The sequence below is a fragment of the Polyangiaceae bacterium genome (assembly GCA_016715885.1).
Lineage (GTDB): Bacteria > Myxococcota_A > Polyangia > Polyangiales > Polyangiaceae > Polyangium.
In genome coordinates this window covers 518,137-539,211 of the sequence record JADJXL010000020.1, presented here as the reverse complement: position 1 = coordinate 539,211, position 21,075 = coordinate 518,137, and the positions used below count along the sequence as shown (strand labels likewise).

The following is a 21,075-nucleotide window of genomic DNA, read 5'->3' as shown; positions in this document are numbered from 1 at the left end:
TGGAGGGCGCGAGAGTTTGTCGGTGATTGGGGCTGGAATGCATCGTCACGTGCGAACCGCTCCTTGACAAACCGTTTGTCCCGGATTAAGCGGGCGACCTCGACCTCGAGCGCCGCGCGATGTATTTTTCAACTAGCCCACCTTTCCGTTCTTCTGCTATCATGGGCAGCGATGGATCCCAAGAGCAGCGCAGGACCCATGGTTCTCGCACCAGCCGCTCATGGCGGCGTGGAATCTCGGTCGATTCCTCGCGCCGATCGCCGTCCCACGTCACCATTTCCACCTGTCGACGAACATCTCGTGCAGCCCGAAGCCGAGGCGCGTTACGAGATGATTCGAGGTCGTAAGGTTTCGGCGATGGTCGCGCTGCTTCCTCATGCCAAAGCGCAGGGTCGGCTTGCGTTTTTGACCGCGCCGCACGTAAGGCCCGGGTATTCGATGTCAACCGAGCTGCTCACGCGGGCATCAGAGAAGTCCGACTTCGGAACGGACGTGTGCGTGTGCCGAGACGGCACGGATCCGGCGACGGGTTCACGTTACTTGGAAGAGATATCGTTCGAGGTGGTGAACGAGCAGCGGCTGCGTGATGTGACGGACAAGGCGGAAGATTTGATTCACCGTGGAGTTCGTCGGGTATTCGCCATATTCGTGAAGACGAACCAGGTTGCCGAGTGGTCAAAGGACGAGGGGAAGTTCGTCCCGCTGAATGAAGACGGCGTGATCGAGGATAAACTCTTCATTCGTCCCATTGCCGTGCGCGCATTGATCGACTTTGCCGAAGGGGAAAACGAAGTCGCACGGGCGCTCATTACGAAGGGCAATGCGGAGATCGTCAAGCTGAAAGAGGATGCCCACAAAAAGGGCCTGGACGAAGGCCACAAAAAGGGCGTACACGACACGTTTTGCCGCCTGTTGCGTTTGCGCTTCGGAAATGTGCCGGACGCTGTGCAGCAACGCATCGACGTCGCGAGTATCGAAGAGCTCGAGCGATGGACGGAGCGATTGTTCGTGGCGACGTCGCTGGACGACGTATTCATTTCGTCGACGCAGTGAAGCCATTCGGCGAATCCAGGCCGCAACGGCGCGATTCGTTCAATCCACCGTCAGTTTTCTTTGCCCAAGATCGCCTCGGATCGCTGCCGATACATGCGCGATTCCGAGTGCCTTCCCATTTCTGAGAGAAGCTGCGCCAAATTGTGCAATATCGGCTCCAGCTCGCGCGCTTCAGGGCCCAATCGCGATTCGACGACACCCAATGCTCGCTTGAGCAACTTTTCTGCTTTCGACGCTTTGCCGAGCCCGTGATATCCCGTCGACAAACCCGTGATCACCGCGCCGAGGAAATTGGGATCCACGAGCGGTTCGTCTTGCAATCGTGTCAAAATCGGCTCCACGAATGCGATCATTTCTTTGAACTTGCGCTGCGCATTCAGGACCGAAATGGTATTGTTGAACGCGTTGAACAACGATTCGAGCTGCGTTTGGTGAAATGGTAAATAAATCTTCACCGCTCGACGCAAATGCGGCTCGGCAAGATCCGGCTTTCCAAATCCCATCTGCACCAAACCGAGCATCAAAAGCGTGCTGGCCACTTCGGGCGTATCCGTCCCCGCCCCTTCTTTCATGGTGAGCGCTCGTTCGAGTGTATTGACCGCGCGTACATGGTCTTCTTCGAGCGCGTGCATCGTGGCGCGCGTCGCAAGCGACGTCGCCGTGAGAGGATTGTCACCAAGCGTCGCTTCGAGCCCCGCAATCGATTTGTCGACGAGCTCTCGCGCCTCGTCGGGTTTGCTCTGCATCAACTTCGCAACGCCCAAATGATTGCGACAATAGGCGATCAGTACGTTGTTTTCATCGAGCAGCCGCAGGCGTATGTCGAGCGCCCGCGTGTAAAGCTCTTCGGCACGATCGAAATGGTTTACCAATTCTTCGGCCGCACCCAGTAGGACGCAAACGCTTGCCACTTCGAGCTCGTCCGGGGGGCTCATGGATTCAACGAGCTCCAAAGCTCGCCGCAAGTGTTCGACGGCCTCATCATTGCGTTTGAGACGATTTTCGACGAATCCAATGACGCGCAACGTGTCGACGACGATCATTCGTTCGTCATCCGTCGGTTCTTTCGGCAGGGCCGCCGTCGCACGCGCTAGCAATGCTCGCGCCTCCGCACTCCGATTGAGCGACGTTGACACGCCCGCAAGCCACGCTCGAACCTGCGTCGTGAGCAGGTGATTGGTCCCGTACAGCTCGCTCCGGTCGGCCAGCGCGTCCGCCAATGCATCCCAGGCATCCTGATGATGAAGCTGCTCGAAGCAGAACTGCCCGAGATAAAAGGCGGCATCGGTTGCAAGCTCGAGGTCGTTTTGCCGGATGGCTTCGGCCCGGACCTCGCGCGCAAGGCGTTCGCCTTCGGCATACTGGGCATGCGAGAGGAGGTGATTGAGCTTTTGTCGCGCTTCTTCGGGGGTCATGGTGGGGTGATGGCCGCGAATACTATCACCCATTTGAAGCGTTTGTCACGGTAAGAACGATGCATTCAATCATGCTTCGTCAAATTGCGACGAACGGAGCCCAAACAATCGCCGCACTTCGGGCCAAGCAATCGGATCTCGGGAAAAGGGTGTAAGACGCGCGTTATCGTGCGCCATCCCCCTACCCCTCCAGCAACTTCGCCAATGTAGACTCGAGCTGCCTAGGGTCAAATCGCTTCGGTAAGACAGCATTCACCCCGGCCTCGACGGCCTCGGCTTCCAATGCTGATGTAATGTCCGATGCAAGCAAGATGAATGGTACTTGATCCAACCGAGGATTCTCCCGCATCGACACGCAGAGATCTATCCCACTCATGCCTTGGAGTGAACGCTGACACACGACTGCGTCGGGTACTGTCCCGCGCATCGCCGTCCGCGCCTCGTCCCCCGTCGACGCCTCCACGATCACGTACTTCTGGCCCAAGCTCGCTCGAACCAGCGCGCGCAACGTTCGCGATTCATCCACCACGATGACTCGTGGTTTGGAAGGACGCACCGTCGCCTTCTGATCCCGACGATCCACCGGAAAGAGGCGCGCGATCGTTTCCATGAGCAGCTCGCTCGGCGGAGGCGACGTGTGCAGGCGCAACTTGCCAATCGAATCGACAATCTCGAGACCTCGAGCTGGACGCTTGTCTGGGTCCTTGTCGAGCAGCCGCACGACAATGTCGTCGAACTCGGGCGGAACGGCGCGGTTGAACGTCGATGGCGGGGGCAAATCCTCCATCGTCACGCGCTGAATGGTGTGCGCTTCGGTTTCGCCCGTGAACGCACTTCGGCCCGTGAGCATCTCGAAAATGACGACGCCGAAGGAGAAGAGATCGCTGCGCGCATCGAGCCTTCCGCGAAGGATCGTTTCGGGCGCCATGTACGCGAATTTCCCTTTGAGGGTGCCTGCACCGCCTTGCGTCGGGCTGAGTCGCTCGCGCGCTCGCGCAATGCCGAAGTCGGCGAGCTTCACGACGCCCTCGCGCGAGAGCAGGATGTTCGATGGGCTCACGTCACGATGCACGATGAGCAGCGGTCTGCCGTCTTCACCGAGCTTGTGATGCGCGTAGTCGAGACCGCGAGCCGTTTCGACGGCGATGTGCGCGACCTCGGGAACGCTCAGCCTTTCGCTACGTTTTCGAAGCTCGTGGAGCATGGCGCCGAGGCTCGGGCCGTCGACGTATTCGAGCACCAAGAAGTAGAGGCCGTTTTCCTCGCCAAACTCGACGACCTGAACGATGTTGCCGTGATGCAGCCGTGAGGTGATCCGCGCCTCGTCGCGAAACATCCCGATGAACTCGTCGTTCGACGCGTATTGCGGCAAGACACGCTTGATGACGACGTCGCGCGCGAATCCATCGCTGCCCGATAGCCGCCCAAGAAGCACTTCCGCCATGCCGCCGTAGGCGAGCCTGCGGAGGATTTGGTACTTCCCGAGCCGCTGCGGGATCTCGGCCTCCTGCATCGTCGAACTCATATCAGAATCGGATCAGTATTTGGGTCGTGCCGGAGCGCGAACGCGGTCGACAATTTCGAGCGCCAGTTCATCGAGCGGCAACACCGAATCAGCATACCCCTTGGCGATCGCGGCGCCAGGCATGCCGCTGACGACACAGGTGTCCGGTGATTGAACGAGGACGGTGCCGCCGACGGACTTCACGGCACGTAATCCTTCGACGCCATCGTTTCCCATGCCCGTGAGAACCACGGCAAGCGCGCCGTCGCCGAAGTGACGTGCGATGGATTCGAAGAGCGGCGTTCCCGATGGCCGATGACTCGCGATCGGGGGCGTTTCGACGACGCTCATGGTGTGCGAAGACTGGGCGATGAGGTGTTTGCCCTCGGGCGCAAGCACCACGACGCCACCGCGGATTTGCATGCCTTGGGTCGCGATTCGCACGGGTAACTGCGTGACTTGAGCAAGCCACTCGGCAAGCGCTTCGTCGAAGCCGGCAAGGACATGCTGCACGATGAGAATCGGGACGGTGGGTGCAACCGCTGCGATGCCCGGCAAGAGCGTCGCGAGCGCCGCGGGGCCTCCCGTGGACGCGCAAATCGCAACGATAGAAGCTTTGTTGATCGTGCGTCCTGACGAACCTCGACGAGATCGCACCGAGCGCGGCGCATCAGCCCAACGACGAACGACGGGGATCTCCGCAAGCATCTTGATCTTGTCGCGCAAGGCGACGGCTTGCGGGCCCGCAGGATCGATCCACCCCGGACGCGCAATGACGTCGATCGCTCCCGCTTCGGTTGCCGCGAAAATCTGCGCCGCTGCGCCCTTGCCTTGCTGCTCGGACACGATGACGACGCGCGTGGGCGCGAGCGCCATGATGCGCCGAGTTGCAGCGACGCCGTCGAGACCAGGCATCATCGCATCGAGAAGAATGATCTGCGGGTTTTCGCGAACCGCGAGATCCACGGCCTGTTGGCCGTCGCGAGCAACGCCAACCACGTCGAGCTCGGTGTCGGCCTTGAGGACGCGCATGAGGAGCGTGCGACCCACTTCGGTGTCGTCCGCAACGACGACTCGAATGGCCGATCGCACTCGGCGGCTCGATGGGATGATCGCTGCGGGCGACGCAGAGCTCAGCGACAAGATGCTCGAGACGCGGGCTGCGAGCTGCGCGCCATCGAGCGGCTTGGGGAAAAACGCGTCGAGGATGCCCGTTGCGAGCAAGTCGCGTTCACGAAGTTCTTTGTTGGCACTGATGAGGATGATTCGCGGCGCAGTGATGCCGCCCTTCTCCTTGATACGCTTGGCAAACTCGAGCCCGTTGATGCCGGGCATCGCGTAGTCGGTGACGACCAAGTCGTACGGAGGGTTGACCGCCATGCGGGACAAACCTTCTTCCGCAGACGGAGCAAATTCGAGGTCGAGACCAAGACCGGAGAGATGTGCGCGCACGATGTCGCGCATCACGACCGAATCGTCGACGACGAGTACGCGTGGCATCAGCCTCTCCCTACGAGATCGTTGACGGTTTGCACGAAGACCTCGTGATCGAATTCGCTCTTCACGATGTACGCATCCGCGCCGACAGCGAGTCCTGCGCGGCGATCGTCTTCAGAACCGAGCGATGTGACGAGAACGACGGGCAATCTTCGAAGCCGCTCGTTGCCGCGAATGTGATTGCAAAGCTCGAGCCCGCTCATCTCGGGCATGGAAACGTCGGTGACGACGATGTCGAAGGGTTCGAACTCGAGCGCCGACAAGGCTTCCTGCCCATCGGCGACTGCAACGACGTCGAAGCCGGCGACTTCGAGCACCGAACGTTCGAGCGCGCGCGTGGTGAACGAGTCGTCGACGAGCAGCAATTTGGGGTTCGTGCGCTGCTCGATGCGCGGGATGAGCGACTGAAAACGAGCTGCATCACGACCGGATGCCGACTTGATGAGATCGATGGGGTTGAGCATGAGCACGACGCGTCCGTCGCCCATAATCGTCGCACCCGCGATGTTTCGAACACGTATGAGTGGTGCTTCGAGGTTTTTGGCCAAAACCGTTTGATCACTAACGATCTCACGTACGGCCAGCGCACATCGCGTTTCGCCGATGCCGATGACGAGCACTGGGATCCGTTCGGGTGGCGGCGGCAGCTCGACGGGCAATCCAAGGAGCGTTCCGAGAGGTACGAGAGCAATGGGACGACCGTCGACGACGATGGCATGCGTTTGCTCGACCTCGAGGATGTCCGTGGTGCTGATGCGCAGAATACGTTGAATCGCCGAGATCGGCATCGCGAACTGCTCTTCGCCGACGCGCAGCAAGAGCGAATGAACGACGTAGATGGTCAATGGCAGAACGATGACGAACGACGTTCCTACGCCTTGTCGCGATTCGACGGTGACAGAGCCGTGGAGTTTTTCGATGTTTGTCCTGACCGCATCGAGCCCGACGCCGCGTCCAGAGAGTCCTCCAGCTTCGGATCGCGTCGTGAGTCCCGGGGCAAACAGCAGCTCGAGGACGCGGTGTTCGGGCATCTCAGCGGCTTCGACGGCTGAAATGAGGTTTGCCGCGACGGCGGATCGGCGAACGGCAGCGACGTCGACTCCAGGGCCATCGTCGGCGATCGTGATGGTGACGACGTCGCCGCGATGTTCGGCGTGGATGCGAATGGTGCCGCGAGGGGGTTTGCCGGCGGCGGTTCGTACAGTGGGCGCTTCGCAGCCGTGATCCACTGCGTTTCGGAGCAGGTGGTAGAGAGGATCGCGCAGCTCTTCGAGGACTTTTTTGTCGAGCTCGAGCTCCGAGCCGGTGATGACGAGATCGACCATCTTGCCGCCTTCGCGCGCCATGTTTCGAACGGCACGCGGGAGCGGTTCCAAGACGCTTGCGAGGGGGAAAGTTTGAATGCGCCGGATGTCTTCCTGAAGCTGTCCCGAGAGGATGGTCGACTGAAGCGCATCGGCCTCGAACGTGCGTACGATCTCGCGCAAACGGCGGACGAGAAGGCGCTCGTGTTCGAGGTCGTCTTGCTGCACGTCGATGAGCCGTTTGGCCCAGCCTTCGACGTGCGGGGGTGCGTCGTCACGAACCATCGCGCGGAGCGCCGCTTGCGCCTTGAATCGTTCTTCCTCGGCAGCCAGTACGGATCGAAGCTCGGACAAACGTTGGTCGGTGCGTACGCGTGCAGCGAGTAGCTCGCCCACTTGAGCCATGAGCCCCGAGAGCTTTTTCATGGACACGCGCAGCGTTTCTTCGGCCTGTGGTCGCACGGGGGGGTTGGGCATCGACACAGCGCTCGTGCCGGCTCTCGATGGTTGTCCAGGCGTGGGTCCGCCGAGCGAAATGGTGCGTGCACCTGGTAGAGACAAACCAGCCGAAGTGCCCGGTGAAACGGGTACACCTGTGCCGGGCGTCGCCGGTGCGTTGGTCTTGGGCGAGTTGGGGCCTGCGGGTCCGGTGGACACGCCGCTGCCCGTACCTGGCGCCGGATACGCGGCGGCGACGGCGTTCGGTGCACCGGCGTAGGTTGGCGGAGGTGCAAAACCTGGTGGCGGTGGCAAGTGCGCAATCGGCATCAGCACGCCTGTCGGAGTACCACTGGCAACAGGCGTCAGTGGATTGGGCGGTGGCTCGCTGTGCTTGGTTTTCGGCTCGACGTAGTTGGAGCGGTATTGCGGCGGCGGTGAAGAGCCTTCGGCGAGGTTGTGCTGGCGCAGAATGGATTGGGGGCTTCGCGAACGCGTTGCGACCGTGATGCTTTCCGAAGGGATGATGACGGGCGCTTGCGGCGAAGCTGCCTGCACGGGTGGCGCATCCGGCGTGTTCTGATGCTTGCCGTGAACCGCTTCGAGCGCTTGGATGGCTTCCGTGACGACGGGATCGGCGTCGTCGCTCGGATCGACACGAAGCGCGTGCGGCACCGTCGAGAGGGCTGCGTTGAGGGTGTCGAAGACTTCGGGGGTGCGAGCGTCGTCATCGGTGCGCAAGGCGGCGAGCACCGATTCGATGGCATGAGCAAGGCGTGCCGTTTGCGCAAAACCGAGCGAAGCGGCGGCACCTTTCATGTTGTGTGCTTGCCGAAATGCTTCGTCGATGAGCTGGTCACGAGCGGTGCCCTCGGCACCACGCTCGATGAGGAGCAGCGCCGTGCCAATGCGCTCGATCTGCTCGCTGGCTTCGTTGCGCAACGTTTCGCAAAGCGCTTCGAAGGCGGCATCGTCGAGAGGCATCAGCCGCGCTCCTCGACACGCAGTGCACGGTCGGCCAGGAGCGATACGAGGTCGAGTACGACGGTGCGATCTTCGAGCACGCCAAGCGTGTGACGCTGAACGAGCGGAGGGAATGTCGGCATCGCTTTGGCGATCGTGCGCCGATTGACCTCGATGATGTTGTGCAAAAAGTCGGCCGCTACGCCGCAGACAACTTCGGCGTTCGAGGCCATGACCAGATGCTCGGGTTCGTTCATCGCAGCAGCGTCGGGAGTAAACAGGAGCGGCAAGTCGACGACAGCTACGATACGACCACGCCGCGCTGCAACACCAAGGAAGTACGGGGGTACTCCGGGCACGCGCGTGACTCGGCCGAGCGGGCCGACATCGTCTACGGATTCGAGCTGCACGGCGTATCTGCGCCCCGTGCGTTCGAAGACGATGCACCCGATGGAATCGGGGGCGCGATCGACGCGAACGGGCGTCTTGGCAATGCGCTTGGTGCGTTCGGCGAGGATTCGGGGATGAACGTCGCGTTCACCCGTGTTTCCCTCGCGCAACTTTTCGTCGAGCTGGGCGATGGATTTGCGCAGCTTGTCGTAGACGGTTTCTTCCGTGGAACTCATCGGCCGAGCACCTCGAGCGCGCGTGGCGCGGAGAGGTTTGTCTCCTGAAACATGCGTAGAAGTCGGCCGACCGTCATGCCCTCCCACCCGTCGACCGTCGCGTCGGGGCTCATGTCGCGCCCGAGCGCACGCAGGCGTGCGGCATGGCGTTCGACGAGATCCTGGCGGCCAAGGCGCATGCAAGCAACGGCCGCTCCGGCGTGCGCGAGCATCATCGATGGATCGAGGTACACGCAGCGGCGGAAGGCATCGAGAGCTGCATCGAAACTCCCGAGCTCGGTGAGGATCAAGCCCTCGAGCAAGTGCCCCTTCGGTTCTTCGGGTTCATCGTCGAGCAGCGGTCCGAGCAAGTCGAGCGCGCCCTGAAGATCGCCCGCATTGGCTCGCACGAATGCGTCTGCGAGCGACGGGGCCGCAGGTGTCACGGCTGCGGCGAGATCCTTGGGAACGGGCGCGGACGTCGGAATCTGCAGATGACCGGGAACTGCATTTGCCGTGGCCGGGCGCGTAGGTGCGGTAGGCCAGCGAGAACGGCGCAACGCTCCAGGTGGAGTTGGAGGCGGTAACGTGACGAGCCCCGTTCGTTCGTAGACGACGATTTCGCCGAATTGGAGGGTCTTGCATCCGGGCACGTCGCCAAAGTGATCGACGGGTCCGAACAGCAAGTAACCGCCGATGGCGAGCGATTGCGCCAGCGCGCGAACCACCTCTGCACGCGCTTCGTTCTCGAGGTAGTAGAGTACGTTTTGACAAACCACGAGGTCGATGCCCGTTGGAAAGAGCGTGTCGAGGGCTGCATCGGTGAGCGCCGCGCGCCTGAACCGCACAAGGCGGCGGATGTCCTCGTTCAGATGGAACGACTCGCCCTCGATGCGAAAGTAGCGACGCCGATCGGCATCCGGCACGTTGCGCAGCGACCACGCGGAAAAGACCGCGGTTTCGGCCTTTTGAAGCGACCGCGAGTTGATGTCGATCCCCGTGACTTCCATGCGCCACGATTCGGCAGGCGCTGCCTCACGGAGGACGATTGCGATCGAGTAGGCCTCTTCCCCCGTGGCGCAGCCTGCACTGAGGGCAGCGATGCTGCGCGTCCGCTTTTTCTTTGCGTAGAGCGCGGGGATCACTTCGTTGCGCAAAGCATCGAACTGCGGTGGCCCTCGGAAGAAGTGCGTCTCTCCAACCGTCAGTTCCATCGTGAACTGATCGAGCTCCACCGCGTCCTGCGCGGCGATCACGTGATCGATGTACGCGTCCGGCGAAAGGCGTTTCGCTGCTGCACGTCGCTCGGCGACTCGAGCGACGATGTCGACGCTTCGCGGGCGGATTTGCAGGTGCGTGCGCGCGCGAATGAACCTCGCCAAACGGTCGACCGACTCTGTGCTTGGACCACGCGGCGGTTCGTCAGACCGAGGCATGGTACGCGTCCTCCGGCGACAGCACGAGCACGAGGTCGTCGTCGACGCGGACGACGCCCGGCGAGCGCACTCCGGCGACCTCCCCCGGTTGCTCGATCGAGTTTGTCTCGACCGTAATCACGTCACTAACCTCGTCGACGGCGAGCCCGATGAGTTTGTCGGCGCGACCGCGCACGATGACGAGGTGCTGGTGAGCTGGAAGCGTCGCTTTCGACGAGAGTCTCGCTCGCAGATCGAGGATCGGGACGACGCGACCCCGAAGGTTGATGACGCCAAGGACGTTGGCCGGCGAGTCCGGGACGCGGTCGATGTCGACACGCGGAATCAGCTCGACCACGTGCTCACACGAGACTGCCACCGGGCGTCCACCCATTCGGGTGAGGACGAGGCTGGTGACACCGGCGCTCAACCTCATGCCTCCGTGCCGTGTCCGCCGCCTACGCGGATGGGCTCGGTGAGCTGGCTGAGACGGTCGAGTGCACCTTCGGCCTGTTCCACGCTGATTTTGGTTTCGTGGGAGGCCAAATTGATTTGTTTCATCCCTGAAGCGATTTGTTCGAGCCCGAGGCTTTGCTGTCGCATCGCGCCGCTGATCTGGCGCGCAGCTCGCGTCGTCTGGTTGATGACGTAAACGAGTTGCCCGAGGCGTTCGCCAATGCGTCGCACCTTCGAGCTGCCTTCAGTGGCGGCTTTCGAGCCCTCTTCGGTGACCATGGCCGCGCTGTGGCTGGCCTTCTGGATTTCTCCGAGGATGCTGCGCACTTGCTGCGTGGCTTGTTTGGATTGTTCCGCCAGCGTACGAATTTCGAGCGCCACGACCGCGAATCCACGACCATGTTCGCCGGCCTTGGCTGCTTCGATTGACGCGTTAAGGGCGAGCAGTTTGCTTTGCTCGGCAATCTCGTTGACGCTGCTGATGATCTCGCCGATTTGCTGCGTTCGTTCGGTCAAGTCGAGGATTTTGGCGGCAATGAGCTCGACTTGCTGGCGCAGCCTGTCGATACCTTCGATTGCGGCGACGACGTCGCGCTGCCCGTCCTGCGAGATCTGTTCGGATTGCTCGGCGATCTGGATGATGCCTTCCGCCTTCTCGACGTTTTGAACACCAACTTCGTTCAGCTCTTCGATGGTCGTCGTGATGTCGTTGACCATCGCAGCCTGCTGACTGCCGCTGGCGGCTTGTTGGCGCGTGCTCGCGAGCAGCTCGGCGATCGTGCCGGCAACGTGCTGACCGATGGAGCGCAAACGATTGGCCGCTTCGCCGGCACGGCCAGCCTTGCGATTCGCCTCGATGAGCGACGACAGAGCGGCATGCAGCCTCAGGGCGCGCGCCTCGTCTTGAGGTGGCGACACGAGTGCACGGCCGTCGTCATTGCGCGCGATCGCTTCGACGTCGTTGATGACTCGATCGAGGTAGACGTCGATCTTGCGCCGCGTGACGGCAGCGCGTTTGGCGGCTGAATCGCGGTCTTTCTGCTCGTTCGATTCCGTCTTGTCTGCCACTTGCTCTCCGCTTGTCCGGACGATCAGGTGCGTCGTTGATCCACGGCATTCGTGCTGTTCGCACTCGACGCATGGTCGCGAGCGCCATCCCAGTCGCCACGTCGTTGGCGCACATCCTATCGGTTTTCCTGCGCGCCGCCCGTTAGCTTCGGACCGTTCGATGCGATTTTCAATAGGATTTGCCGTGCTTCGGCCTGCAGTTTGTTGCTCGCTCGGCACGACGACAGCGCGCGATACGTTCGCGCATGGCGACGCATCGTGCGCGCTGCGACTGTAACCAATGTCGCGATCTGAGCGGCTTTTCGAGGGCGAACGAGTGTGCGGGGGGTCGCGGGATTTTTATTTCGTCAAAAACTCGCATCGATTGCGCAAAACGTGCAGTCTGGGTAGCATGATTCGCGGTACGGGCGCGCACCTCGGTGTTCTCGTCCTCAGTCAATCCGTTCGAGTTGCCTTAGCGAGGTAAATGTCGACCATGGATGGGTCCAATACGATGAAAGGACCCGAGGCGAATATCCTCGGCAAATACAGGCTCATCGCTGAGCTCGGCCACGGCGGTATGGCCGAAGTTTACCTGGCTGTCGTGCAAGGTCCGGCCGGCTTCAACAAGCTGGTCGTGATCAAGCAGATCCGGCCACAGCTTGCGACGGATCCCGAGTTCTTGAGCATGTTCCTCGACGAGGCACGGCTTGCTGCACGTCTCAGTCATCCAAACGTCGTGCAGACGAACGAGGTTGGTCAGGAGGGCGATCGGTACTTCATCGCCATGGAGTACCTCGAAGGACAGCCTCTGAATCGCGTGCTGCATCGAATTGGTCGCGATGGTGGACTGACGCTTTCGATGCACCTGCGCATCATCATCGACATGCTCACGGGCTTGCATCACGCGCACGAGCTCACGGATTTCGACGGCACGCCGCTCAATGTCGTGCATCGCGACGTGACGCCGCACAACGTGTTCGTCACGTACGACGGTCAAGTGAAAGTCGTCGATTTCGGAATCGCCAAGGCGATGAATTCGTCGGCTGAAACGCGTCTCGGCGTGGTCAAGGGCAAAGTTGCGTACATGGCGCCGGAGCAAGCGCGGGGCGAACGAGTCGATCGTCGTGCCGATATTTTCTCCGCGGGCGTCATGCTCTGGGAAGCCGCAACGGGCCGTCGATTGTGGAAAGGCATTCCCGATCTCACCGTCCTGCATCGCCTGATCAACGGCGACATCCCCTCACCTCGCGATATCGATCCGGACGTTCCCGAAGGGCTCGAAAAGATCGTCATGAAGTCGCTCGCGCTCCGTCGCGAGGATCGTTATTCGACGGCAGTCGAGCAAGCGACGGCGCTCGAAGAGCTGCTCGATTCAATGAACGACAAGACGACGCTGCGCGAAGTCGGCAGGCTCGTTGCGAAGCACTTCGAGGAAAATCGGCAGAAGATCAAGAGCATCGTCGAAACGCAGCTCAAGGTCGTCAAGTCGCTCCCGACAACCGAGTTTCAAGCGATCAGTTTGCCGCAGCTCGACAATCCCGGCGCAGCGTCGGGACCGATGTCGCAGGTCGATCGCGCTGCGACGACCGGTGAGACGAAATCGAATCCTGCAACGACGTCGGCACCAGAAGTGAATCGCGCGGCGACGTCGTCGCCAACCGCGCTCACTGCGTCCACGCCTTCGATGCACTCGGCGTCGCAGCCTGCTGCTCCCGCAAAGCGCGGCATGATCGGCGCCATTGCACTCATTGCCGCCGCGGCCATCGGTGCAGGAATCTGGTTTGTCACGCGCCCACAGCCGCCTCCACCAACCGTCGCAACGGCAACGCCTCCTGCGGGGAAGGTAGAAATTTCCATCAACGTTTCGCCTCCCAATGCGAAGGTGTTGCTCGACGGCAAACCTCTCGAGCGAAACCCGTTTGTCGGAAAGTTCGAGCGCGACGGTGCGACGCACATGATTCAAGCGGAAGCTCCAGGATATGGGACGCGTAGTCGCGATGTGACGTTCGACAGAGATCTGACCATCGAGATGGCGCTCGTGCCTCAAGCGGCTGCGCCAGCAACGGCGCCTCCGCCGACGACGGCTTCCGCCGCGACCAGCGAGCCGACGAAAGACAAACCCACGAAGGTCATCATCGTGGCTCCACCGACTGCGACCGAAGATCCGACGAAGACCGGTGGTACCAAAAAGCCAAACCGACCCATTGACGAGAAAAACCCGTACCAGTGATGAAGAACTCACGACGCTTCGCCATCGCCATCGCCCTGTTCCTTCCACTGCTTCCGGTTACGGCTTCCGCGCAGCAACCGGCAGCCGACGCTCCCGCCGCTGCTGAACCGACGAAGGAGGCCAAGGAGGAGGCATCGCGGCGCTTCAAGCGCGGCCTCGAACTGTTCAACGAGGGCGACTACCGAACGGCGCTCGTCGAGTTCAGGCGCGCGTACGAGCTCGCGCCCAACTACAACGTTCTCTACAACATCGGCAACGTTCAATTCCAATTGAGCGATTACGCAAGCGCGCTCGGTTCATTCGAGAAGTACCTCGAGCAAGGCGGCGCCAACATCGACGCCAAGCGCAAAGCGGAAGTCGACAAGGACATCGACAAACTTCGCGGGCGTGTGGCACGCGTCGAAATCATCACGAACGTGCCCGACGCCGACGTCATGATCAACGACATGCCCGTCGGCAAAACCCCGTTTACCAAAGCGATCGTTCTCAATCCGGGGCGGCACAAGATCACGGCCATCAAAGAGGGGCGACTGCCAGCAACGCAAACGATTGAAGTCGCGAGTTCGGATACGCCGAGCGTCAAGCTCGAGCTTGTCGAAAAGCCGATCAATCAGGTGCCTCCGCCGCCTCCGCCGCCTCCGCCGCCCCCACCTCCGCCGCCGCCTCCGCCGCCTCCGCCGGGGCGAGCAATTCCTTGGGCAGGCATTGGCATTACCGCGGGATTCGCCGTCGCTTCGGGTGTCGCGGGCGTGCTTGCGCTGCAGAAATCGGACGAGCTTGCAGAGCTACGCAAAGTCGATTCGGGAGCGACAAAGACGAAGTTGCGCGAAGCATCCGAGTCGACCGCGACGCGCGCGCTGGTGTCCGACATCTTCCTGGGTGGTGCCGTGGTGTCGGGCGTCGTGACGCTGATCGTCGGATTGCGCTCGCCATCGGCATCTGCACCGGACAAACCTGCCGCCGCCGCGACAACCGGCTTCATCAAAGACGTGAAGCTCGACGTGTCTCCCACGGGCGTGCAGCTTCACGGGACTTTCTAACCCCCAAGCACGTCGTGATTCGGGCGCTCGCGTCGCGGGCGCAAGCGCCCGCTCGCAAAGTCCAGTTCGCGTTAGGGACTCGAAGGCGGCTCCTCGAGTCTTTTGGAGCTTTGCCCCAAAAGACGAGCCGACTCCTCTGCCCCCCATACCCCCCAGGAACTCATTGGAGCCTTGTTCCCAGGGGGTTTTGGAACCGAATCACTTGCACGCTGCTGCGGCGGCGCCTTCGATCTTGCCCGTATCGGCGTTGTAGAACGAGCCCGAGAGCTGGTGTGTCGCTTTGCCCGTGCCGTCGTCGGCCAAGCAGAAGATCTGCACGTTGGCCGCGGGCTCGCCCGTTGCAGAGTCGAAGTTCAACGGGCCGAACGCGCCGTTGTAGTCAATCGACGTGTAGGTACCGTCGGCAATTTTGTTGAGCGCCCCGGGCAAGTCGGTCGTACCAACGTCGACCTCGGCGTCCATCGGCGCAGCGTTCGACATATTGGCCATGCCTTCAGCGAGCTTGATGCCCGTGATCGGGCCATCCTTGATGAACGCCGCGGAGTAGAAGAGCAGGTACGCCGCATCGTACGCACTGGCTGAACCGAAGATCGTCGCATCGCCGGGACGCGATCCGTACGAAAGCAAAAAGGCTTTGTAGAGCGAATCCGTGTCGCCGGGGCCAGGGACGACGCCCGTCGTGCGACGTCGCAGGTCAGCGCGTTTCATCACGTCCGTTTCGACGTTGATGATGTCCGCAACGGCGCCCGAAAAGTTCGCGTCAGAAAAGACGTATCGCGGCCTGTGCGTCGGAGCGGTCCAGCCGACCTCGATCTTTGTATACACCTCGGTGATGGCTTCACCCGTGCCGAACAGGAGCACGACGTGCGCGCCATTCATGACGGCTTTGTCGATCGCCTCGCCGTAGTTCAACCCGCCCATGCCTTCGTCCGGGTTGCCGTAGTCGACGACGATGTAGTTCGCGCCGTTCGACAGAGCGGGTTTGTTGTTGAAAACCAAGTCCTTCTGAAGCGCGTTCTTGAGGCCCGTGCCGTACGCGTCGCCTTTGTGCAAGATCGCCACTTTGATCGGCTCGGCAGCCATCAGGCCAAGCTCGGTTCGCACATCCGTTTCTAGCGTTTTGACGTATTCGACGAGCGCCTGGGCTTGGAAGTTGTCCGATGGAACGGTGCGCCACACGAGGCCAACGGTTGATCCCGAGGGTTTGTCCGCGAGGTCCGTGATGGCGGGGCTGGTGCCCGACGCGCTCACGAACAGCACCTGATTGGGAATCGTCACTTCCGTCGCCGTCTGGATCGCGATGCCGCTGAACGCTCCACCGATGATCGCCTGGACGCCGACGTTATCGACGAGGTGCGTGGCGGCTTCGACGCTCTTGTCCTCGTAGCCTTCGTCGCTGCAACCAATCATGACGACTTGGCGCCGGCTGGTTTGTCCCGCTGCCGGGGGCAAACCATTCGCCGTCTTCTTGAGCTCGCTCAGCGCGAGTTTGATGCTCTCCTCCATGGAAATGCCGATGATGGCATCCGGTCCATCCACGGGTGTTTTCGGATGGATCGAGCCGATGAAGAAGACGTCGTCAGCTTGATAGTCGCCTTCGACGGTGTCGCACAGCGCCGACTTCAGCGCGACGCACTCGCCCGTCGCTGCGCCATTGTCCTTCCGGCAGAAGTGGAACTCGCCCTTCGACGCAACACACTCGCTCGTCTTCGCACAGCTTTCCCCTGCGTTGGGGTCGACGATGCAGACACCTTCGGAGCACTTCCTGCCAGCACCGCACGGAGTCGTGTCGCTGCACTGCACTTCGTTCGTATCGACGACGAAGGAGCACGAAGGTGCGGTGGCGATGAGACCGAGCGCCATCGCGAGCCCCCCGAGGAGCCCTCTCCGCCAAAAGTTGCGCTTGCTAAGATCGCTGGACGACACATTCATGACATTGCCTCGAAGCATTATTCGTTTAGAGGCGGATGATAGCCGTGTCGTATGCCACATGCGACGAAAACACGCGCACCGGCAAGCATCTACCAACGGTCCAGATCACACGCGGGACGCTCGCTCTACGCCTGCGCAGCGAGCGCATCTCGGACCAACGCCGCGCGCTGCTCGAGTGCCGCAAAAGGCGCAGGCGGTAATGCTCCACTTGCCTCCGTCACGAGCGATGCTGCGAACGCTGCAATCGCTGCATCGATGATGCGCACGAGCGATCTGTCTTGCGGAGCCAGTGTGGGATCGAGCGCCGACACGGCACCCAGGAGCACTGCGCGAACGGCAGCAGTTGCCGGCTGAGGTGCGGGCACGCCCGCCAAATGCGCAATCTCCTGTACGATCGGATCGGTCAGGCGTGCCACGAACCGTTCCTCAACGTACGCCTGAAGCCCCGGATCGATCCCCTGCTCCTCGTCGCCGAGACGCCGCAATGGACGCAGATCCGCAACGAGCACGCGACGCACGGGATCCAATGCCTTCTCGATGACGGCCGCAAACGTGTGCCTTTCGTGCCGCAACTTCGCCGCAGCGGCCACGAGCGCATCGCTGCGTGACCGAGCCGCGCGAATCCGCTCGCGATCCTCGGATGCTCGAGCCGCTGCGATCGATGCAAGATCCAACGCGATCCGCAGCGCCTTTCGACGAAGCGCCGTCTCTCGCAGTTCAGACGAACGATCGACGATGTGCTCCGAAAACAGCGCCTCGACGGCAGTGAACCCGGATGCTTCGAGCGCAGCGACGTCACCCAGTCGCCCCTTCAGCGAAAGCCTCGCGGAGAACGCGATCGGCGGCGTGTACGAACCAATGCCGGTCTCGGACAAACCCGCCGCGACATGATTGCATACATGCTCGAGTTCCTTTGTCGTCAAACGATCTGCCTTGTTGACGAGGATTTGAATGGGCACACCAAGCTCTTTGATCTCCGTCAAAACGCGGCGCTCCGTGTCTTTCATCGCGCCTGTCGCATCGAGTAGCCAAATCGCAACGTGCGCTTCGTCGAAGGCATGACGCGCCGCGGCGATGTGATCCGGATCGGGCGCGTTGAAGCCCGGCGTGTCGAGGATCTCGACGCGCTTCAATCGCTCGATGGGCGCGTAAATGAAAACGCGATCGACGCGCGCGCCGGAGCTTGCAAGGTGCTTCAGCGCAGCTTTGAGTCCACCGTGCGGAACGACGCGATCTGGGGCACCGCGGACGACGATACGTGCGAACGGATCAGGCGCCCACGCCACCCAATGCAGCGTTGCCGTCGTCGGAAGCACGCCCGTCGGTGCAACGTCTTCGCCGAGCAACGCATTGAGAAACGTGCTCTTGCCCGCGTTGAACTCGCCAACGACGGCCACGCGAAGTGGACGGTCGCGTTCGACCGCGATCGCTTCCACCGCAGACACGAGGTCGATGCGATCGAGTGATCGCGCGGATTGTCGCAACTCCTCGAGCAGCTTCGGCCATGCTGCCGAACCTTCGGCTGGCACCCACGAGCGAATCACGTTGCGCGAAAGCTCGGTCGCCCATGCCGATGCGTCGCCCCCGACTCCATCGAAGCGTTCGAGCGCATCGTGCTCTCGGCCCTCGGCAGCAAGCACGGCTCCTTCACGAAGTCGCCGCAAGTCGTCGGGAAGCCGATTCGGATCCCGTGCTGCAAGCGCATGTAGCGCATCGAGATCGCGCGTCTCCGTCGCGAGACGCAAGAGCGCCGCTGCGGCACCCTGGTTTCCCTTGGACAAACCTCGAGCAAGCGCTGCTCGCGCATCCGCCGTGCGTCCTTCGGCAAACGCAAATGCTGCAGCCCACGCTGGTTCGTCGAAGAGACCGGCTGCAGCAACGACGCGGCGCGCGCGGTCGAGCAGCACGGCATCGCGACAAGCAGCGACGAACGACGAGAGCAGCTCGGACGAACCCGGTGCATCGAGGATGCATGCGCGGAGCGCTAAATCGAGGGCCGTGCTCGTTTGTCCGGACGAAAGCGCGATACGCGCAAGCACGAGCGCCCCACGACCATCGAGGCGTTCCGGATCGATGCTCGAAGCAAATCGCGACGCGGCTTCGACGTCTCCAATCGCGAGGGCACATTCGGCTCGGCGCAGCGATACTTCGCGATCCATGAAGGTCTTGCCTTCACCACTGAGCGATACGCCGATGCGATCGAGCCATCTGCCGGCTCTACCTGGGTCTCCTGCGCCAAGGTCGAGATCGCACAGCTCGAGCAACGCGAGCTGCGCGGAGTCGCGTTCTTCGGGTGCATTGGCAGCACGTTCGAACGACTCGGTTGCCCGCGGATCCTGCAGGCGTGCTTGTGCTTGTCCGAGCCTCAGCCACACATCGGCACGCCACGGAACGAGCTCCGCAAGCTCGCTCAGCGCCGATGCTGCTTCATGATCGAGCCCTGCGTCTTCGGCGGCGTCGGCCCAGAGCGCAAGGCCCAGCGGCGATCCGGGGACTTCGGCAAGAATCGCTCGGGCACGTTCGCGGGCTTCGAGTGGGCGTCCGCGACCGAGCGCAACTTCGGCCGCGCGACGCTCGTTTTCGAGGCCACGCGCCATGATTTCGACGCGTCCAAAAAAACGCGAAAGGTTCTCGACGAGGCGCGCCATGACTGCATCAAAGGGCGAGCACGGCGCAGGATCAAGGCCCTTCGATCAAGGCCCCATTCGCTCGATCGTCACGCCTGCGAAGCACGATGTACGGAAGGCCGGGCATCGAGCTTTCGGCGACCACGACGAACTCGTCCCCAATGTCGGGAAAACGCGCAACGCGCTGTTCGACGCCGCGATCGAAGAGTGTGTTCGTCCACGGCGTCTCCGTGGGTGCTCCTCGGGCGCGCAACAAAACGAGCGTGTCGATCCCGTGCTTGTCGATGATCGATGGCCCGATGCGCTTCGTCGTGTGACCGCCTGGTAGCGCCGCGATCGCAGGGTCGGTCAAGCCGGCAAAGTCCACGACGCTCGCTTCCGTCGAAGCTCCGATCCAGCCTACGTCGAGCGCACCGATCACGCGCGCGTCCCGAAGCACCGGTTCGAGCTGGCGCACGAGCTCGAGTCTGTCCGGACCAACGCGCGCGGCCGACGGGCCAATCTTCATCATCACGAAGATCTCGCCTGCAAGCGCAAGCAGCAAACGCAGCGCCGTGACGCGCGCATCCGCGACCGATGCGAGGTGCGCGGCCACGAGCACGCATGCGGGAAGGACGGGCACGACGAGCCGCGAGAGCGGCATCCAATCACCGCCTGCGACTGCGACTGCGCCAAAGTGAAAGGCAATCGCGATGGAAAGGACGAACGCAAAACGTTCGGCGCGACGAACCGCGATCGGCGCGACGATCGCGATCGGCCCTGCGAGCAGAAAGCATGCGATCGCGTACTTCAGTCCAAGCGCGGGATCCGAAGGTTTTGCGAGCACGGCGAGAGGCGTCGGACGGCCGAACAGAGCCACGCGGACGATGGCCACGAGCGCAAACGGAAAACCTGCAAGCGCTACACGTGTGACGAGATGCTTCCATTCGGCAGCGCGTTTGCCCGGTGATGGAACGAGCGCAACGACGAACGCGAACGGCGTAAGCTCCGGCCGCAAGGCTGCCGCAATTCCGATGAACGACGTCCCCACGCGCGGAACACCGAGCGCTATGAGCGACACGGCGATCGATGCGAGCGATGTAGCGATTCCCGTTTCGAGTCCCGCGACGCTCCACGCGGCGAGTGGCGCTGATGCGGGCACGAGCAAGAGCGCCGTGAAGCGCTTGCTGTCGTTCGAAGATCGATCCACCGCGACCGCGAGAAATGCAGCGCCGATGAGCCACGCAACGAGGCCCAAGAGCTTGGATGCTGCGAGCGCCGAGAGCGGCCCGTCATGCGCAAAAGGCGCGAGCACATACGGAAAACCGAGCGGCGTGATCGTGTCGGTGATCGGGCCGTCGACGTTCCATCGGTATCCCGCTCCTCGCGCGATGTGCGTCGCGTAGCGCGCGATGATCAGCGCATCGTCGACGGTGAAGTCGAAGAGCACGAGAGCCGGGATCAGCGCTAAAACCGCGCCAATCGACGCGATGACGAGAGTTCGTCGCAAGCTCCTCGTCATCTGCATGACACGCGGCGCGGCTCCTAGCGATCCTCTTTCGGTTTG

Annotated in this window: 14 protein-coding genes; 3 read left to right on the top strand and 11 right to left on the bottom strand. The window is 62.0% G+C overall.

All coding sequences use genetic code 11. The annotated features are described in order from the left end of the window. The first annotated feature begins 171 nt into the window (after positions 1–171). A complete protein-coding gene (locus IPM54_27550) occupies positions 172–1,053 on the top strand; it encodes a Uma2 family endonuclease (protein ID MBK9263550.1) in 882 nt (293 codons plus the stop codon). A gap of 50 nt (positions 1,054–1,103) precedes the next feature. Here IPM54_27550 and IPM54_27545 read toward each other — a convergent pair whose 3' ends face one another. From IPM54_27545 to IPM54_27510, 8 genes are all read right to left on the bottom strand, one after another. After that, complete coding sequence (locus tag IPM54_27545; protein MBK9263549.1) at positions 1,104–2,468, bottom strand: tetratricopeptide repeat protein; 1,365 nt, start codon at positions 2,466–2,468, stop codon at positions 1,104–1,106. Between the two features lie 181 nt (positions 2,469–2,649). Beyond that, positions 2,650–3,993 (bottom strand): protein kinase, encoded by a 1,344-nt coding sequence (locus tag IPM54_27540; GenBank protein MBK9263548.1) that lies wholly within the window; start codon positions 3,991–3,993, stop codon positions 2,650–2,652. A 12-nt stretch (positions 3,994–4,005) separates the two neighbouring features. Then, entirely contained in the window at positions 4,006–5,472 is a 1,467-nt protein-coding gene (locus tag IPM54_27535; GenBank protein ID MBK9263547.1) for a response regulator, read from the bottom strand. Then, on the bottom strand, positions 5,472–8,195 hold the full coding sequence (locus tag IPM54_27530) for a response regulator (protein ID MBK9263546.1): 2,724 nt from the start codon (positions 8,193–8,195) through the stop codon (positions 5,472–5,474). Before IPM54_27530 ends, IPM54_27535 begins: the two co-directional genes overlap by 1 nt. Next, positions 8,195–8,800, bottom strand: coding sequence for a chemotaxis protein CheW (locus tag IPM54_27525; protein MBK9263545.1), 606 nt, complete (start codon positions 8,798–8,800; stop codon positions 8,195–8,197). The genes IPM54_27530 and IPM54_27525 overlap by 1 nt, the downstream gene beginning before the upstream one ends. Further along, the gene (locus IPM54_27520) at positions 8,797–10,215 is read right to left on the bottom strand and encodes a hypothetical protein (GenBank protein MBK9263544.1); all 1,419 of its coding nucleotides are present in this window, start codon (positions 10,213–10,215) and stop codon (positions 8,797–8,799) included. The genes IPM54_27525 and IPM54_27520 overlap by 4 nt, the downstream gene beginning before the upstream one ends. Continuing rightward, positions 10,202–10,573, bottom strand: coding sequence for a purine-binding chemotaxis protein CheW (locus IPM54_27515; GenBank protein MBK9263543.1), 372 nt, complete (start codon positions 10,571–10,573; stop codon positions 10,202–10,204). Before IPM54_27515 ends, IPM54_27520 begins: the two co-directional genes overlap by 14 nt. Before the next feature lie 53 nt (positions 10,574–10,626). After that, a complete protein-coding gene (locus IPM54_27510) occupies positions 10,627–11,718 on the bottom strand; it encodes a hypothetical protein (protein MBK9263542.1) in 1,092 nt (363 codons plus the stop codon). Between the two features lie 475 nt (positions 11,719–12,193). Here IPM54_27510 and IPM54_27505 point away from each other — a divergent pair, with 475 nt between their 5' ends. Beyond that, entirely contained in the window at positions 12,194–13,930 is a 1,737-nt protein-coding gene (locus IPM54_27505; protein MBK9263541.1) for a protein kinase, read from the top strand. After that, positions 13,930–14,970, top strand: coding sequence for a PEGA domain-containing protein (locus tag IPM54_27500; GenBank protein MBK9263540.1), 1,041 nt, complete (start codon positions 13,930–13,932; stop codon positions 14,968–14,970). The genes IPM54_27505 and IPM54_27500 overlap by 1 nt, the downstream gene beginning before the upstream one ends. A 198-nt stretch (positions 14,971–15,168) precedes the next feature. Here the strand turns inward: IPM54_27500 and IPM54_27495 are convergent, their stop codons facing one another. From IPM54_27495 to IPM54_27485, 3 genes are all read right to left on the bottom strand, one after another. Further along, complete coding sequence (locus tag IPM54_27495; GenBank protein MBK9263539.1) at positions 15,169–16,902, bottom strand: ABC transporter substrate-binding protein; 1,734 nt, start codon at positions 16,900–16,902, stop codon at positions 15,169–15,171. Positions 16,903–17,027: 125 nt separating this feature from the next. Beyond that, positions 17,028–19,550: a dynamin family protein gene (locus IPM54_27490; GenBank protein MBK9263538.1), complete on the bottom strand. Its 2,523-nt coding sequence runs from the start codon at positions 19,548–19,550 to the stop codon at positions 17,028–17,030. Between the two features lie 31 nt (positions 19,551–19,581). Further along, positions 19,582–21,018, bottom strand: coding sequence for a hypothetical protein (locus tag IPM54_27485; protein MBK9263537.1), 1,437 nt, complete (start codon positions 21,016–21,018; stop codon positions 19,582–19,584). Positions 21,019–21,075: the final 57 nt, after the last annotated feature.